The 16,869-nt window shown below is 40.6% G+C and carries 20 protein-coding genes; 2 read left to right on the top strand and 18 right to left on the bottom strand.

What is annotated here, in order from left to right; genetic code table 11:
• Nucleotides 1-81: 81 nt before the first annotated feature.
• Both MK480_RS03745 and MK480_RS03750 read right to left on the bottom strand, forming a co-directional pair.
• Complete coding sequence (locus MK480_RS03745) at nt 82-765, bottom strand: Bax inhibitor-1/YccA family protein (protein WP_125393137.1); 684 nt, start codon at nt 763-765, stop codon at nt 82-84.
• Between the two features lie 54 nt (nt 766-819).
• Complete coding sequence (locus MK480_RS03750; protein ID WP_004255844.1) at nt 820-1,560, bottom strand: TrmH family RNA methyltransferase; 741 nt, start codon at nt 1,558-1,560, stop codon at nt 820-822.
• A gap of 33 nt (nt 1,561-1,593) precedes the next feature.
• Here MK480_RS03750 and MK480_RS03755 point away from each other — a divergent pair, with 33 nt between their 5' ends.
• Both MK480_RS03755 and yidC read left to right on the top strand, forming a co-directional pair.
• Nucleotides 1,594-1,872 (top strand): acylphosphatase, encoded by a 279-nt coding sequence (locus MK480_RS03755; protein WP_143952514.1) that lies wholly within the window; start codon nt 1,594-1,596, stop codon nt 1,870-1,872.
• Between the two features lie 77 nt (nt 1,873-1,949).
• Nucleotides 1,950-2,876: a membrane protein insertase YidC gene (yidC, locus tag MK480_RS03760; protein WP_268707212.1), complete on the top strand. Its 927-nt coding sequence runs from the start codon at nt 1,950-1,952 to the stop codon at nt 2,874-2,876.
• Nucleotides 2,877-3,052: 176 nt separating this feature from the next.
• Here yidC and MK480_RS03765 read toward each other — a convergent pair whose 3' ends face one another.
• The 16 genes from MK480_RS03765 to MK480_RS03840 all read right to left on the bottom strand — a co-directional run bounded on the left by MK480_RS03765 (nt 3,053) and on the right by MK480_RS03840 (nt 16,869).
• The gene (locus MK480_RS03765) at nt 3,053-4,141 is read right to left on the bottom strand and encodes a sensor histidine kinase (protein ID WP_268707213.1); all 1,089 of its coding nucleotides are present in this window, start codon (nt 4,139-4,141) and stop codon (nt 3,053-3,055) included.
• Complete coding sequence (locus MK480_RS03770; protein ID WP_000323581.1) at nt 4,111-4,797, bottom strand: response regulator transcription factor; 687 nt, start codon at nt 4,795-4,797, stop codon at nt 4,111-4,113. The genes MK480_RS03765 and MK480_RS03770 overlap by 31 nt, the downstream gene beginning before the upstream one ends.
• A gap of 61 nt (nt 4,798-4,858) precedes the next feature.
• Nucleotides 4,859-5,578, bottom strand: coding sequence for an ABC transporter permease (locus MK480_RS03775; protein WP_084926068.1), 720 nt, complete (start codon nt 5,576-5,578; stop codon nt 4,859-4,861).
• Between the two features lies 1 nt (nt 5,579).
• Nucleotides 5,580-6,365 carry an ABC transporter permease gene (locus MK480_RS03780; protein ID WP_268707214.1) on the bottom strand — a complete coding sequence of 262 codons (786 nt, stop codon included), beginning with the start codon at nt 6,363-6,365 and terminating at the stop codon, nt 5,580-5,582.
• A gap of 1 nt (nt 6,366) precedes the next feature.
• Nucleotides 6,367-7,077: an ABC transporter ATP-binding protein gene (locus MK480_RS03785; RefSeq protein ID WP_261082063.1), complete on the bottom strand. Its 711-nt coding sequence runs from the start codon at nt 7,075-7,077 to the stop codon at nt 6,367-6,369.
• 319 nt (nt 7,078-7,396) lie between these two features.
• Nucleotides 7,397-8,191: a pyruvate formate-lyase-activating protein gene (gene pflA / locus MK480_RS03790; RefSeq protein WP_001288286.1), complete on the bottom strand. Its 795-nt coding sequence runs from the start codon at nt 8,189-8,191 to the stop codon at nt 7,397-7,399.
• A gap of 125 nt (nt 8,192-8,316) precedes the next feature.
• Nucleotides 8,317-9,567 carry a diaminopimelate decarboxylase gene (locus MK480_RS03795; RefSeq protein WP_268707215.1) on the bottom strand — a complete coding sequence of 417 codons (1,251 nt, stop codon included), beginning with the start codon at nt 9,565-9,567 and terminating at the stop codon, nt 8,317-8,319.
• Nucleotides 9,568-9,633: 66 nt separating this feature from the next.
• Nucleotides 9,634-10,458: a pur operon repressor gene (purR, locus tag MK480_RS03800; RefSeq protein ID WP_084887463.1), complete on the bottom strand. Its 825-nt coding sequence runs from the start codon at nt 10,456-10,458 to the stop codon at nt 9,634-9,636.
• Nucleotides 10,459-10,562: 104 nt separating this feature from the next.
• Nucleotides 10,563-11,504: a 3'-5' exoribonuclease YhaM family protein gene (locus MK480_RS03805; RefSeq protein ID WP_000703198.1), complete on the bottom strand. Its 942-nt coding sequence runs from the start codon at nt 11,502-11,504 to the stop codon at nt 10,563-10,565.
• Nucleotides 11,494-12,750: a DNA recombination protein RmuC gene (locus MK480_RS03810; RefSeq protein WP_049502256.1), complete on the bottom strand. Its 1,257-nt coding sequence runs from the start codon at nt 12,748-12,750 to the stop codon at nt 11,494-11,496. Before MK480_RS03810 ends, MK480_RS03805 begins: the two co-directional genes overlap by 11 nt.
• A gap of 1 nt (nt 12,751) precedes the next feature.
• A complete protein-coding gene (locus MK480_RS03815; protein ID WP_261011349.1) occupies nt 12,752-13,414 on the bottom strand; it encodes a thiamine diphosphokinase in 663 nt (220 codons plus the stop codon).
• Nucleotides 13,377-14,033 carry a ribulose-phosphate 3-epimerase gene (rpe, locus tag MK480_RS03820; protein WP_049516014.1) on the bottom strand — a complete coding sequence of 219 codons (657 nt, stop codon included), beginning with the start codon at nt 14,031-14,033 and terminating at the stop codon, nt 13,377-13,379. The genes MK480_RS03815 and rpe overlap by 38 nt, the downstream gene beginning before the upstream one ends.
• Before the next feature lie 10 nt (nt 14,034-14,043).
• A complete protein-coding gene (gene rsgA, locus MK480_RS03825) occupies nt 14,044-14,922 on the bottom strand; it encodes a ribosome small subunit-dependent GTPase A (RefSeq protein ID WP_125416604.1) in 879 nt (292 codons plus the stop codon).
• A gap of 1 nt (nt 14,923) precedes the next feature.
• Nucleotides 14,924-15,796, bottom strand: a complete 873-nt coding sequence (gene rsmA / locus MK480_RS03830; protein ID WP_125393148.1) for a 16S rRNA (adenine(1518)-N(6)/adenine(1519)-N(6))-dimethyltransferase RsmA — start codon at nt 15,794-15,796, stop codon at nt 14,924-14,926.
• A 130-nt stretch (nt 15,797-15,926) separates the two neighbouring features.
• On the bottom strand, nt 15,927-16,235 hold the full coding sequence (locus MK480_RS03835) for a hypothetical protein (RefSeq protein ID WP_000333261.1): 309 nt from the start codon (nt 16,233-16,235) through the stop codon (nt 15,927-15,929).
• Nucleotides 16,228-16,869, bottom strand: a complete 642-nt coding sequence (locus MK480_RS03840) for an ABC transporter ATP-binding protein (protein WP_000565528.1) — start codon at nt 16,867-16,869, stop codon at nt 16,228-16,230. The genes MK480_RS03835 and MK480_RS03840 overlap by 8 nt, the downstream gene beginning before the upstream one ends.

Here is a 16,869-nt window from a genome sequence, read left to right on the forward strand (position 1 = left end):
TTATACACCTATTTTCAAGAAAAGGAAAGAGCAAATACGAAAAAAATCAGTGTTCCTTCGAACACTGATGTTAGGGACCTTCTAGTCATTACGACCGAAGATACGTAGAATACTTAGGAAGAGATTGATAAAATCAAGATAGATACTGAGAGCCATTGACACAACCCAACCTGTCGCTACACGGCCTTGTGATTGTTCATAAGCGAGACGAATTCTTTGGTTGTCCCAAGCAATCAGCCCAGAGAAGACCAAGACCATGGCTACGCTAATCATATAATCAAAGAAACCACTAGCCAAGAAAATATTAACTACCATGGCAATCAGCAAACCGATAAGCGCCGCCATCATAGCCCGACCAAGGCCACTCAAATCTTTCTTGGTGAACATACCGACTGCCGCCATGACAAAGAAGAGAAGGGCGCTCGACACAAAGGCGGATAAAACTGTACCCGGAGTATAGAAGGCCACCACAAAACTGAGGGTAAAGCCGTTTAAAACGGAGTAAAGTAAAAATACTGGAAGAGCAGCTGGACTATTCTTTAAGGCCATGCTACTGGCAACGAAAACCAAGGCCAACTCCGCAAAAGTAGCAATGGTCAACCAGAGGCGTCCCTGCATCAAAAAGTAAACCAACTGAGATTGAAAGACCGTCAACATAAGACCTGATACTAAAGCGGATAATCCGATCCCCAGACCAACAAAGGCATAGACTTTAGCGTAAAATTGATTGAGACCTGCGCGGTCGTGAATAATAGTGTGATTCATCTTTTCTCCTTTTCTATGAACATCTTTCCTTGATTATAACAAAGAAAGTTAAAATTAGCTTAAATGGAAAATTAAAATACCGGCCGCAACGGCAACATTCAAACTCTCCGCCTGCCCCTTCATGCTAATATGGACCAATTGATCTGCACTTTCAGCCATGAGGGAACTAATTCCTTGACCCTCATTTCCCATGACTAGTACAAAATTTTCTATAGGAGGCAGTTCTCTGTAATCAACAGAATCTTTAGATAGGGTTGTCGCCAGCACATGTATACCTGCCTTTTTAGCTTTCTCGAGAAGCACTTGATTAGACATCCGGTAAATAGGCAGATGAAAATGACTGCCTTGCATGGAACGTAAAGTCTTGAGACTGTAGGTATCTGCCGATTTATCTGAAACAATCACTCCAGTAAAACCTGCTGCATCCGCAGTTCGAATGATCGTTCCCACATTACCAGGATCTTGCACATCTTCCAAAAACAAGAACTTGCCCTGACTAAAGTCAGTTTGTTCTACTTCTTCTTTTTGAACCACCGCAACAATTCCCTGTGGAGTCTGAGAATCCGCCAAATCTAGCAAAATATCCTCTGATACCCAGACAGTTTGCGGAAAAGCAACTAACTGTTCTCGATAACTTTCTAGGGCAAAGATTTTCTCAATCGTCACTCCAGCTTGAACAGCTTCTTCAAACAAGTGCCAGCCTTCAATCAAATAAGCAGACTTGCGGTATTTTTTTTGGTGTAATTTCTTGGCATTTTTTACCACAGAATTGGCTTTTGAGGTTATAATAGTCATAGAAATATTATAACACAATCAAAGGGGTTTGGTATGCAAAAGGTTAGAATGATTGCCCAAGGTAGGGTGCAAGGAGTCGGCTTTCGTTGGGGTGTTTACAGCTTGGCACTTGAAATTGGTGGTATCACAGGTCGGGTATGGAATAACGACGATGGCACAGTCGAAATCTTAGCCCAAGCAGACTCATCTGCTACCATGGCAAAATTTATCCAAGAAATCCGAAAAGGACCCACACCTTTTTCAAAAGTCAGCTACTTAGATGTCCAACTGAGCAACTTTCCTCCCTACCCTGACTTTAAAATCGCAAATTAGGTCTCTAGAACTATTGTATATTTTGTAAAAAAACAGTAGAATAGAAAGGTATAATTTTTAAAGAAGGAATAAAAACAGTGAAATCTATTAAACGTTTTGCACTCTCAGCTATGGGAGTGGCTATGTTGCTAGTCTTGACTGGTTGCGTTCAGATTGATAAAGCAACAGGTAAGCCAATTGGTCCCGTTTGGGATTTCTTGGGTGCTCCGATGGGAGAAGCTATCAAGTACTTCGCTACTGATCAAGGTCTAGGCTTCGGTGTCGCTATCATCATCGTAACCATTATCGTACGCTTGATTATCTTGCCACTTGGTATCTACCAATCATGGAAGGCAACGCTTCACTCTGAAAAGATGAACGCCCTCAAGCACGTCCTTGAGCCACATCAAACTCGTCTCAAGGAAGCGACTACTCAAGAAGAAAAACTCGAAGCCCAACAAGCTCTCTTTGCCGCTCAAAAAGAGCACGGCATCAGCATGTTTGGCGGTGTAGGATGTTTCCCTATCCTCCTTCAAATGCCTTTCTTCTCTGCTATCTACTTTGCTGCCCAACATACTGAAGGTGTTGCTCAAGCAAGCTACCTAGGCATTCCTCTAGGTTCTCCAAGTATGATTTTGGTTGCCTGCGCAGGTGTCCTTTACTATCTTCAATCGCTCCTTTCACTTCACGGAGTAGAAGATGAAATGCAAAGAGAACAGATCAAGAAAATGATTTACATGAGCCCACTCATGATCGTCGTCTTCTCCCTCTTCTCACCAGCCAGTGTCACACTTTACTGGGTTGTTGGTGGTTTCATGATGATTCTCCAACAGTTTATCGTCAACTATATCGTTCGTCCAAAACTTCGCAAAAAAGTCCGTGAAGAACTAGCCAAGAACCCACCAAAAGCACGTTCTTTCTCAACACCAAGTGGACGAAAAGACGTTACTCCTGAACAACCAACTGCTATCACAAGCAAGAAAAAACACAAAAATCGCAACGCTGGAAAACAACGTTCGAGATAAAGCTACGTAAATTATCCAATAATTAAAAAACGAATGAATGATAAATAGTTTTCATCAACTAGATATCATCATTCGTTTTTATTATCTACCGTTACATCTTATACTAGTCGAAAAAGTTAAATAGTTTAAAAGCTCACATATAAAAACTATTCAATCATAAATTAACAAGTAAATCACTATGATTTAATACAATTCACAGTTATTAAAACTTCTGCTCCCTCGTCTCTATTTCTAAGCTCAACTCGGCCTTTGTGTAGTTTTGCAACTCTACATACAAAACTTAGTCCAATACCATAATGTTGCTCTTTATACGATCTAGCTTTATCCATACGATAAAAGAGCTTTCCAAAATTAGTTAAAACTTCCTCTGGAAATTCCGAACCATTATTCCATATACCTATTTTCAATTCCTTCCCCTCTTGCTCTACTCTAATTTTAATTTTAGGATTCTGTTTATCAGCGTATTCCAAAGCATTTGTTAAAATATTTTGTATGGCACGAATCAGAAGAGATTGATTTATATAATAGTTTTCAGTTCCTTTCACATTTTGTTCAAAAGAAAACTTCATCTGATTTTTTATCAAAAAAGAGACTTCTTTCTCTAATTCATTGATAAAATCTGAAGAGGAATACTCCGTCCAACCTGTCTCATCATCATAATAGGTTTTAGAATAGTGAATCAATTGATTGAAATAATCTAGTAACTGTTGACTAGCTCTTTCTATATCTGCTAAGCATTCTTGAGATTGGTCGTTTTCAGTTATCGTCTGCAAAAATTCCACATTTCCCCTAATAATGGTTAAGGGAGTTTTTAAATCATGAGAAGCTGCTGAAACCTGAAACATCAAATCTTCCTTCTGCTGTTTCTCATTAACTATTAATTGTCGAATTCTATCTTGCATCACAATAATCCGATTTCCTGTCTCGCGAAATTCTTTAACCGTTAAACTTTCTGTACATTCCTTCTTCAACCACATACTATTTTCATAAATCAAAGTCATTTCATAACTCAGTTTTTTCAACAATTTTCCAATGTGATAACTTATTAGAATAATCAATAAAACACAAATATATATCCATGATGACACATTAAAAAAGATTGATAGAACACCACTATTGTTTAGAGGTTTCCCATCTTCATTTATTTGTATAGATACTGAAGCTAAGGGAATAAGATAGGCCATTAGTAAGCCAAGAATAAACTGCCAAATAATTCTCCAACAGGTTTCTCGAATTAATTGTCTAAAACTTTTGATTCTACCCATTGATATCCTCCACCGTACAAGGTTTTAATTGGATTTAATTGATAAGGTTTCAGCTTTTGACGAATTTGATAAATGTACTCTGAAACCGAACGTAAAAGCGCTTCTGAACTTTGTGGATATAGATAATTATAAATTTCCTCAATAGAATATATTTTACTTGGGTTGCTTGCCAAAAGATTCACTATGTCAAATTCTCTCCTTGTCAGAGCAATCTTATCATCGTTTACAAATAGTTCCTTACTATCCGTATATAGTATAAGCTTCCCAATCTTTATTTGATGAACATTTCCTTTAATCCGTTCTTCACGACGTAAGTGCATTTTAACACGTGCTAACAATTCTTGCATACTAAAGGGCTTCATAATATAATCATCAGCACCTGCATTGATTCCAGCTACTAAATCTTCATCCATATCCTTAGCAGTTATAAAACAGATAGGAACAGTTATCTGCTCGCGAATCATCTGACAGATTTCTAAACCACTAACAGGCATCATAATATCTAATAAAATCAAGTCAAATCCTGTAAAATCACAAAGATCAATCTCTTCTATCTTATTTCGTATGACTACTTCATATTTTTCATATTCTAGTACTTTTTTTATTAGGCGAAGAATAGCAAGATCATCATCTACCACCAAAATTTTATAAGCCATAACTCACCCTCCTAACTATATTATAGCACTAACCGAGAAAAAGACAGGATATCCCCTGTCTCTAGCGTACATTTCTTCCTATAAGTATCAGTGTAGCAAATACAAAAACAATTAATAACCAAACTATTTGTATCCCTAAGCCTTGCCACACTGGATAATAAAGCGACAAGGGATGGGTATAAAAACAATTCATACTAGCTAGTAATGGTAAATTTCTAAAAAAAGAACTGAATTGTAGCAACATTTGTCCCAACCCCAATAAAAGGGATAAACTGATTCCCAAAATTAAGATAAAAGACTGGGAAATAAATACAAAAATACTACTTAAAAGAGAGAAGGTTAGAATAGAAATACATGCTGGAAATAGAATTGTCAGAACATGTTTAATATCGCTCAAAAGATTGATATTGTAGTATCCTTGGGCGAGTAGTATACATAATGATATTACAGCGGCCAATAGGACAATTTCCATACATAATAGAATAGCTAGTTTAGATATTATAAATTTCAAACGATTTGGACAGGTAAGAAAACTGGTACGAAGGCTAGAACCTGTAAATTCTTGACCTATAAATAGAACCGCTAGACTAATGAAACCTGCCTGTCCTAAATAGAGACTTTGCAGTAGCTGTTCCAAAACAAACTGTAGAGTCAACTGGTCTGGCTTACTATTTAAAAAAACAACCATCGCCGGAACACACAGTAATAGAGCACCTATAATCAACCAGTGCCAAGGATTCATCATAAACTTGAGATATTCACTTTTAAGTTGCTCTTTCAACTTATTCACCTCCTCCGATATCTGACTTAAGTAATCGGTAGATTGCTAAAGTTAAGAATGAGAAGTTCCAACAAAGTAAAAGTAAAATATTTTGTAAACTATTATGTTCTAAAATTTGAGGAGATGTAGCAATCAATCCTTGCCCCAATGCAACTGGAAGAAATTTTGCAGCTGAGATATAGTTTGCTAAGAATGTTCCTAAATTGTAGACTTGAGGAAGCAAAAATAATAGAGGAACAATGGCTGTTTTAAATGTCAAAGCCATAATATAGGCCAGCAGTCCCAACAAAGTCCAAGCTATACTGGCTAAAAATATATAGAACCAAACTGTTCCATTTAGTAAAAAAAGCAATAAGCCATCTTGTCCTAAAACATAATGTGTCATGTTAATCGTAAGGAATATTGATAGAAAGGAAATGATGAAAGAAAATATAAGCCAAACTAATGTTTTTGAAACTAGGAAAGTACTTCGATTTGTAATAGAGAGGAGGCTTGTACGAATCGCAGAGCCTTTGTACTCCTCGGCTCCGTAAATTGAGCCTAGGATAATCATAATAAAAACACCAAATAAAGTGACATCAAAACCTAAAAATTCAATAGGAGGTATGGCCTCTGCTAAATCTGGATTTGTCTCTGGTGTAGCATGGATACCAACTGAAACAATTTGAGAAGCACCAATATTTGCTAAAAACGTTTGAAATACCAGTATCAAGAATAATACAACATGAGTAGCTCTCCTATAAAGCAATTTCAATATTTCAGAATGAAGAGAGTATATAAGTGCCATGTCACTTTCCTCCCTCTGTTAAACTAAAGAAGACTTCTTCTAGTGAAGAAAGATTTTTCATCACTTCTTGTAAAGTGCCTTTTATAAGAACTTTTCCTTTATTTATGATAACTACATCATCTGTTACTGCTTCCACTTCCGATAATATATGAGATGATAGCAAGACTGTCTTCCCTTCTTGAGCTTGTTTTTTTATAAACTCTCTAAACCACCGAATTCCTCTTGGATCCAACCCATTAGTTGGTTCATCCAATATCAGATATTGAGGATTTCCTAATAGAGCTGTTGCAATTCCTAATCGTTGTCCTTCTCCTAATGATAATTTCCCAATTTTAGATTTTTTCTTATGGCTAATATCCACCATATCCAAGACTTGATCAATTCGCTGACTGGATATCCCATTACTAGCAGCAACAATTTTCAAATGTTGATAAACAGTCCGATAATCAGGAGCACCTACACTGTCAAATGAAGCTCCTACAGTCTTTAGAGGAAATTTTAATTCCTCATAAGTTTGATCTCCAATTTTGGTAAGACCAGATGTTGCTTTGTTTAATCCTAATAAAATACGTAAGGTTGAACTTTTGCCGGCACCATTTGGACCCAGAAAAGCAGTCACTCTACCTGCTTTTGCTTCAAAAGAAATATCTTTTAAAATTTGAGTTTGGCCATACGACTTACATAAATTTTTAATGGTAATACTTTGTTCCATGATGTTCTCCTATTCTATTTAATATCTCTAAAAGTAACTATATCTTACACATTCATTTTCGGATTTTTTTCAGAATTTAGAGAGTAAAAAAGATTTAATACTCAATGAAAATCAAAGAGTAAACTAAGAAGCTAGCCGCAGGCTGTTCAAAACACGGTTTTGAGGTTGTAGATAAGACTGACGAAGTCAGTCACATATATACGACAAAGCGACGCTGACGTGGTTTGAAGAGATTTTCGAAGAGTATAAAATTTTGTTTCATTTAATTATCTATATTTGTGTAAATTTAAAAGCCCGATGTTTCCATCAGGCTTCTTTTTTATCCATGTACACGTTTCATATAGTCTTGATAACTTTCGGTATCCATGAGTTTTTTAGCGTTCTTGACGCGATCTGCTGTTGGTGGTTTAACCCCTTCGAGGGAATATGGAATTCCCAATTCACGCCACTTGAATTCTCCCATGGTATGATATGGTAGAATTTCAAACTTATCCACATTTTTGAGGGTCTTGACGAACTTACCAAGTTCAATCAAGTCATCATCTCTATCTGTCAAACCTGGAACTAGCACGTGGCGAATCCAGACAGGTTTCCCAATATCTGATAGATACTGGGCACAGGCCAGGATGTTTTTATTGGTTTGGCTAGTAACAATCTTGTGCTGTTCTTCATTGATTTCCTTGATATCCAAGAGAACCAAGTCAGTGACAGCCATGAGTTTGTCAAACTTTTCAAGGTAACGTGGTTTATTACGGAAAGGAAGGGCACAGGTATCCAAGGTACAGTGGATTCCGTGTTCTTTGGCCTTGGTAAAGAGGGCAATCAAGAAATCAATCTGCAAGAGGGCTTCTCCTCCACTGACTGTAATCCCACCCTTATTTCCCCAGAAACCGCGGTAGCGCAAGGCCTCTGTCAAGACATCATCTACCGTCCGTTCACGTGATTTATTGGACTCCATAGCCCAAGTGTCCGGGTTGTGGCAATACTGGCAACGCATGTGACAGCCCTGCAAAAAGACAATAAAGCGAATACCAGGCCCATCTACTGACCCAAAGCTTTCTGTCGAATGCACCATTCCTGTCACTTGTCCATAATCAATTGTTTCTTCAGACATATCGTTACCTTCCTTGAAAACGTTTTATAGTTTTATTATATCACGACTTGAAGGAAAAACAAGATTTTTGCCTATTTTTTAGAAAGCAATCTGTTTTTCAATTTCATTTTCAATTACTTATCATTTTATTCTTCAAAATCAAAGCCATACAAGGTTGCAAAATAGTCCTCAGGGCGCTCTGCACGGCGGATTTGACGGGCTTTACCTTCTTCAGTATAGAGGATTTCCGCAGAACGTAATTTGGCATTATACTGGTAGCCCATTGAAAAACCGTGGGCACCTGTATCATGAATTAGCAGCAAATCACCGATTTCTGTATGAGGTAACTCGCGATTCACTGCAAATTTATCATTGTTTTCACAGAGTGAACCAACCACATCTACCACTTCAGCTGGTCCATCTGGATGTGTCATGTTAGTAATATGATGGTAGGCTCCATACATAGCTGGACGCATGAGGTTGACTGCTGATGCATCCACACCTAGATAGGTACGGTAGGTTTCCTTCTTATGAGTGACTCTTGTGACCAAAGCACCGTGAGGGGCTAGCATAAAACGACCCAATTCGGTGAAAATCTTAACCTGACCAAGACCTGCTGGCGTAAGAACCTCTTCATACACCTTACGAACTCCCTCACCAATCAAGGCGATATCATTTGGCTCCTGCTCAGGACGATAGTTGACACCAATACCGCCAGAAAGATTGATAAAGTCTAGCGAAATGCCCAACTTTTCCTTGATTTCAACAGCCAATTCAAAAAGCTGACGAGCCAACTCTGGATAATAGAGATGGGTCACGGTATTGGACGCTAGGAAGGAGTGAATCCCAAAAGTCTTGGCTCCTTTTTCCTTCAAGATGGCAAAAGCTTCAAAGAGCTGGTCCTTGGTCATGCCAAACTTGGCTTCTCCAGGATTATCCATAATATCTGTTCCTAGCTCAAAAACACCTCCAGGGTTGTAACGACAAGAGATAATCTCTGGAATGCCTGCCGCTCTCTCCAGATGTTCAATATCTTCAAAGGCATCCAAGTTAATGGTCGCACCCAATTCACGCGCATAGGCGTATTCCTTGTCTGGCGTGTTGTTTGAAGAGAACATGATCTCAGAACCTGGAAAATCCAGTTTATGGCTCATCAAAAGCTCCACATAACTAGAGCAGTCCACACCGCAACCTTCCTCTTGGAGGATTTTCAAGATAGCTGGTGTTGGAGTAGCCTTAACCGCAAAATATTCCTTAAAGCCCTTGTTCCACGAAAAGGCTTGGTTGACAGCTCGTGCTTTTTCACGAATCCCTTTCTCATCATACAAGTGAAAGGGTGTCGGGAACTCGGCAACAATCGCTTCTAAGTCTTCTTTATTGATAAATGGTGTTTTCATAAGCTTCCTTCTATTCTATTTGCAAAGAAAGGCTGGGACAATCGTTCCAACCTTTAGTTCTATCTCTTAATCTTCGTCAAAGATATTGCCAACCTCAACATCGATGGCTTGGTTCTTGACATCAATATTGGTTACTTTCAAGAGTGACTTGTAGTCAAATTGCTTTTCACGTTCTTCTTGGGCATTGTCCGCAAAGACTGCGACACCTGCCAACTCTGAATCGAACTCACGCAAGAGACTAATCATCCCGTTGACCGTTCCTCCGCCTTTCAAGAAGTCATCCACAATCAAGACACGACTTCCTGCCTTAAGACTGCGTTTTGAAAGGAACATTTTTTCAATACGGTCACCACTTGAACCTGAAACATAGTTGACGCTGACAGTTGAACCTTCGGTAATTTTCAAGTCACGGCGCACAATGACAAAAGGGACATTGAGGACATTGGCAACTGCATTTGCAAGTGGCACACCCTTTGTCGCTACTGTCATAACCGCGTCAATTTTTTGGTCCATAAAGCTCTTGGCAATAATGCGTCCAATATTTTTCAAGATAGCTGGTGTGCTAAGCAAATCTGACAAGTAGATATAGCCACCAGGCAAGATACGGTCACTTTCTGATAACTTAGCACGCAAGTCCTCAACCATTTCCTTGGCATCATGGCTTGAGATTGATGGTGTGAAGATGACACCACCACCAGCCCCAGTTACAGTCTGGATGTGGCCGATTTCGATTTCCTCAAAGGCACGTTTGATAATCACGATATCTTCTGAGATGGATGATTTAGCAGATTCATACTTTTCAGCAAAAGTATTGAGACTAGTTAGTTTATAAGGATTATTAATCAAATAGTTGGAAATGACAACCATCCGATCACTTCTTCTTAATTTCATTTCTATTTCCCACTTCATTTAATTTTGATATTTTATCTATTATACCATATTCACATAAAAAAACGAACATTCTTATCCTAAAAATGCTCGTTTTTCTTAAATTATTAATCTAAATCTGGTTTATAGAAGGAACGATTGTCCATAGCGAAGATTTTATTGGTCATCTCTCCCTTATCCACCAAAGCAAGAGCTGTTGACATCATCATCATGCTAGCATCCAGATTGTCAATCATATGGATAATCTCTGCTTCCATAATGCGTGGACGGACTGGACTTCCATACTCAAGTAAGCCATGGTGACTGAGGATGACGTGGCGGAGCAAAACGACTTCTTCCTTGGTATCATCGATGCCAAGTTCCATAACTGTTTTAGTAATTTCGCTATCAATCAAAGCAATATGCCCAAGGAGATTGCCTCGCACTGTGTACTCGGTCTGGTCTGGCCCCGTCAACTCAATGACTTTAGCTAAGTCATGCAGCATAATCCCTGCATAGAGCAGGCTCTTATTGAGCTGAGGATAGACTTCGCTAATAGCATCTGCCAAACGCACCATGGTTGCCGTATGATAGGCCAAACCCGTTTCAAAGGCATGATGGTTGGTCTTGGCTGCTGGATAAGAGTAAAATTCCTTATCATACTTGGTGTAGAGCTTTCGGACAATCCGTTGCCAAACAGGATTTTCAATTTTAAAAATCATTTGCGACATATAGTCACGGATTTCCTTGACATCAACTGGCGACTTGACCTTGAAATCAGCTGGATCATTGGGTTCGCCAGGTTGAGGCAGGCGGAGAGTAATTTGATTGACCTGTGGAGTGTTGTTATAAACTTCTCGGCGTCCTTTCATGTGGACAACCTTGCCTGCTGTAAAGGCCTCAACGTTATGAGGTTGGGCATCCCAGAGTTTCCCTTCAATCTCGCCACTATCATCTTGGAAGGTAAAAGCTAGGTAGTTTTTCCCAGCGCGAGTTTGTCTCAGGTCAGCTGATTTGATTAGGTAAAAGCCTTCAAACAGCTCGTCTTTTTTCATGTGACTAATCTTCATATTCTTCCTCATTTTCTTGGAAATGGAGTAGATCAAGCGCAGGCTCACCTTCTGACAACTCAATGTGACGGAGCGTCCGCTCGATAGCTGTGGTACGACGGTTTAATAATTCATCAATATTGCCAGAGGCATGTTGGAGGTGTTTTTGTGCCTTGACCAGAATGCCACCAAACTTACCAAACTCGGTCTTAACACTGGCAAGAGTCTTACTGATATGGTCGGCACTCTTTTGGATATTTAGAGTTTTGAAGCCAACTGATAGGGAGTTAAGAAGGGCTGATAGGGTACTTGGACCTGCGACAATAATCTGCTCCTCCCGTCTCAAGTCATCAAAGAAGACCGGATTGCGGACGATTTCTGAGTAGAGACCTTCTGTTGGCACAAACAAAACTCCAAAATTGGTCGTTCGAGGCGGTGCTATGTACTTGTTCCTGATATCCTTGGCAAAGCGTTTGACGCTGGCTAGGAGCGACTTACGACAGCGTTCAATCTCACCCTTGTCACCTGCTTCATATGCTTCTTCTAGGCGGTAATAATCTGCCAGTGGAAACTTAGAGTCAATTGGTAGGTAGACGTATTCCTGATCGCCTTGTCCGGGTAACTTGATTGCGTACTCCACTCGTTCACTAGAGTTTTCAACCGTTGCATATTCTCGTTCATACTGGGCAGGGGTCATGATGTCTTCGATGATTTGCCCCAGTTGCAATTCTCCAAGAATCCCTCGCGTTTTGGTTCCAGAGAGAACCTTGTTAAGGGCGCCGACATCACGGGCAACTGTCTGCATTTCTCCAAGGCCACGATTGACCGACTCCAGTTGTTTGGAAACTGTCTCAAAGGAAGCCTGCAAGCGTGTCTGTAAGGTCTTTTCTAGTTTTTCCTCGACTGTTTGGCGCATTTGTTCCAAGCGTTGCTCATTTGATTCCTGCAAGGCTTGGAGACGTTGGTCAGTCTTGTCTCTGGTTTGGAGGAGATTATCTGTCATTTCTTGACGAACCTGAGTCAGACCTTGGTGCAATTCAATTCTCACTTCTTGCAAACGGTCACTGACAGACACTTCCAAATCTTTTTGATCTAACTGGCTGGCTTGTCTTGCTTGTTCAAAGCGGTAATCCAACTGGTCTGACAAGTGATCTGCCTGATCCTCCAAGATCTTACTTAGATGTTTTTCCTGCTTATCCTGCCTTTGCCAAATCAGAAAGATACCAGCTAGGTTGGCAATCAATAATAGAACAAGTAAACTTTCCATCCTACCTCCTGTCCTTGCTATGCAGCACGACCACATAGCCATCTGGGCAAGTCACCGAAACTTCCCTATCTATATATTCGTTAGAAGCGTACACTTTTTTAAAGAAAAAATTTTCCTCAGTTAACTCATACTTGGCTCCAAGAATGGTCAGCTGGCTATCCCGAACCGGCATAAAAGCTAGATAGTCGTAGTCTAAACGGGGTTCTAGCTGACTGGTCCCTTCTGGACAATAGGCAATCAAATTTTGTCCATCCTCAATTTCTATCTGGCGCATATAAGGCGCCAACTTGGGATTGCTAGGAAGAAAAACATTGGCCAGCATGTGATCAATACGGCCACCCAGAGCACCGAAAATAGTGACCTGGGCCTGAGGATTTTGTTCAAAGATGGTTAAGAGAGCCAATTCCAGATCTGTATCATCCTTTTCTGGTCGGGCTTGAACAAAATGCTGGGCACGTTTTTGAATCACCTGTCGCTCTTCTGCAGTGACAGAATCAAAATCTCCAACCGCTAGAGCAAGAGGTAAATTTTCCTCCAAGACCCAGAGCGAGCCCCGATCCACACCAACAAAGCAATCAAAGTCCGTCCGATAATGACCACGGTCTCCGCCTGCAAAAACGGCAACCTTAGTCCAGTTGTTTTCTGAGAGTTTGTACTCGCTCATTGACATCTCCCTTAAAGACATAGGAACCTGCTACAAAAACGGTCGCACCAGCTTCTTTGGCTTGGGCAATAGTTTGATCATCAATCCCGCCATCCACTTCGATTTCAAAGTTCAAGCCTTTTTCATCACGAAAAGCAACCAACTCACGGACTTTATCCATGGTCTCTGGTAGAAAGGCTTGCCCACCAAAACCTGGATTAACCGTCATGACTAAAACTTGCTCAACTAGATGAAGGACGTGCTTGATGGCTTCAACTGGTGTGCCAGGATTGATAACGACTGAAGGCTTAACTCCGAGTGAACGAATTTTTTGAAGGGCGCCATGAATATGAGGCGTTGCTTCCGCATGGATGCTGATGATATCGGCACCTGCACGCGCAAAGTCTTCTAAATGATGCTCTGGATTAGCTACCATCAAGTGGCAGTCAAAGACCATCTTACTATGAGGACGAAGAGCTTCGACCACACCTGCACCAAAACTGATTTGCGGTACAAAATGACCATCCATAATATCGATATGGGCATATTCTGCCCCAGTTGCTTCTAAGCGTTTGATTTCACGTTCAAAGTTGGCATAATCTGCTGCCAGAATTGACGGAGCAATCTTGTATTGAGACATAGGTTTCTCCTTATTTTGGAATTTTTTTGCTGACTTTTTTGTAGGTTTCTCTACGATTTTCAATTTCACTGAGGAATTGCAGGTAGTTGTCAAAACGGAAGCTGGCAATAGTCCCTTCTTCCACTGCTGGCTTCACTGCACAGGACGGCTCATGGGTATGGGTACAAGTACGGAACTTACAATCTCGGCTAACAGTAGCAATCTCTGGGAAGGCCTGATTGAGGTCTTCAGCCGTTGTTACTTCATAATCCAGCGATGAAAAACCTGGTGTATCTGCGATTTTACCCCCATTAAGGTTGTAAAAACTAACAGCTCGAGTAGTGTGGCGCCCGCGACCCAGACTGTCTGATATTTCTCCTGTTTCAAGATTGAGGTCTGGTGCGATTTTATTGAGAAGGGTTGATTTTCCAACACCTGTCTGCCCCATAAAGACTGTAACCTTGCCTGTTAACAAGGGCAGGAGTTCCTCTTTACTGGTCACAAAGTCATAGCCGATGTCACCATAGGTTTGTTGGTAAAAATCCAGTTCGCCTCTATCTTCCAACAAATCCATTTTAGAAATATAAACGATGGGATGAATGCCCTTGTGCTCCAAGAGAACCAAGAACCGATCCAGCAAATTGCTGTTAAATTCAGGTTCCTTGACGGACATGATTACTACAGCTTGGTCGATATTGACAATGGGCGGACGGACCAGACTATTTTTCCGTTCGTGAATCTTGAGAATATAGCCCTCTGAATTTTCCTCCGCAGAGAAATCTACCCAATCCCCAACGTAGGGTGTGTGACCTTTTTTACGGAAATTTCCACGCGCCCGTGTCTGATAAACCTTGCCCTCACTCTCTACATAGTAGAAGCCTGCCAAGGCTTTAATGATTTGTCCCTGCATCTTAGAGTCCTTGCCCTTTAAGTGCATCTGCTAGGCTGGCAAATTCTTCCAAGCTGAGAGCTTCCCCACGTACACTTGGTGACAAGCCTGCTTGGTCCAAAGCCTTGGTCAGCTTATCCTTGACCTCTTCAGTCTTACCAAAGTAACCTGTCAAGTTATTCCATAAGGTCTTGCGGCGATGGGTGAAACTTGCCTTGGAAACCTTAAAGAAGAAGTTCTCGTCTTCCACTGCTACAGCTGGTTCTGGACGACGCACCATTTTCAAGATAGCCGAGTCCACATTTGGCGCTGGCACAAAGACAGTCCGAGGCACGATAAAGGCAACCTTGGCAGTCATGTAGTACTGCACCGCAATCGACAAGCTACCATAAGCCTTGGTATTCGGCTGAGCGGAGATGCGATCCGCCACTTCTTTCTGCATCATAACCACAAACTCACTAAAAGGAATCCCACTCTCGATTAGGTGCATGAGAATAGGTGTCGTGATGTAATAAGGCAAGTTAGCCACTACCTTGATTGGCAGGTCAGGATTTTTGAAATTCTGGATATGTTGAGCCAAATCGACCTTGAGAATGTCCTCGTTGACTACAGTAACATTGTCAAAATCACGCAGGGTATCTGCTAGGATTGGCACCAAACGATGGTCGATCTCAAATGCCATGACTTGAGCCGCACGCTCAGCCAAAAACTCCGTCAAGGCACCAATCCCTGGCCCGATTTCGATAACATTGACCTGGTCATCAATTTCAGCCGTATCCACGATCTTTTGAAGGATATTAGTATCCGTCAGGAAATTTTGCCCAAAGGATTTTTTAAAGGTAAAACCGTGACGCTCTAGCACTGCCTTGGTCACGCTATAATCTGCAATTCTCATCTATTCTCTTTTCTATTATCTGTTACTACTATTGTAACACATTCCCCTTGTATTTTGGGGGTGAAAATCATACCAAAAAACTATCTTCTCTCATGAAGAAAGATAGTCTTGAAAATCTTTAAAGGTGGACTTAGCGGTTCTCTCGAAACATCCGTTCGAAAAAATCAGCTTCTTTATAACTTCGATTTTCAGGTAGGGTCAAATCTACATCCTCCTCCACGTCGTCCACTGTCAGTTCAACCGTTTGAGGTAAATTTTTCAAACGATAATGCTTTTGCCTTTGCCCTTCAATACTAGCAAAATCAAGCAAATAGCCATTCACTCGGATTTGAACCAAAAGGAGATGATTGGTCATATTTTCCATGATGAGAATATCTTCTAAACCACCTCTGGCACTAGGATAATCAGATACCCTGCGAATACGGATTTTTTCACACATGAGCAAGCTCCCTCATATCAATGATTTCATCGGCCTTATTCCAGACTAGGGGATTATGGGTCGCAATGATGATAATTCGATTTTCATCTTTCAAGCCCACCAAGAGATTCATAACCTCCTCTGAATTTTCAGGATCAAGAGCTGCTGTTGGTTCATCTGCCAAAATCAAGGGTGGATTTTTCAAAATAGTCTTCGCAAGGGCAACTCGTTGAGCCTCTCCCCCAGATAAGGTATAAATTTTTTGTTCTAGATCCAAATACCCTAGATTAACTTTTTCTAAAGCCTCCACTTGCCTTTCCAAACGTTCTACTTTTGAGATTTTCTGACCAACAAAGCCCAAATCCAAATTCTCTTTGATTGATTGGTTTTCTAAGAGGCCAAAATTTTGAAAGAGATAGCCCATCTGGTCTCGAAAATACTCACGAGTGGGAATGGTTTTTAAATCTTTCCCCTGATAGAGAACCCTTCCTCCATCTATCTTTTCTAGTTTACCTAAGATATTCAGCAGAGTCGTCTTTCCGCTTCCACTCTTACCGATTAAGGCATAAACCTTGCCCTTCTCCAACTTGAGATTTAAACCAGAGAAAATCGCGCGGTCATTAAACTTCTTTTCCAATCCTTGAATATCAATCAT

The organism is Streptococcus mitis (assembly GCF_026782895.1).
Taxonomy (GTDB): Bacteria; Bacillota; Bacilli; order Lactobacillales; family Streptococcaceae; genus Streptococcus; species Streptococcus mitis_CB.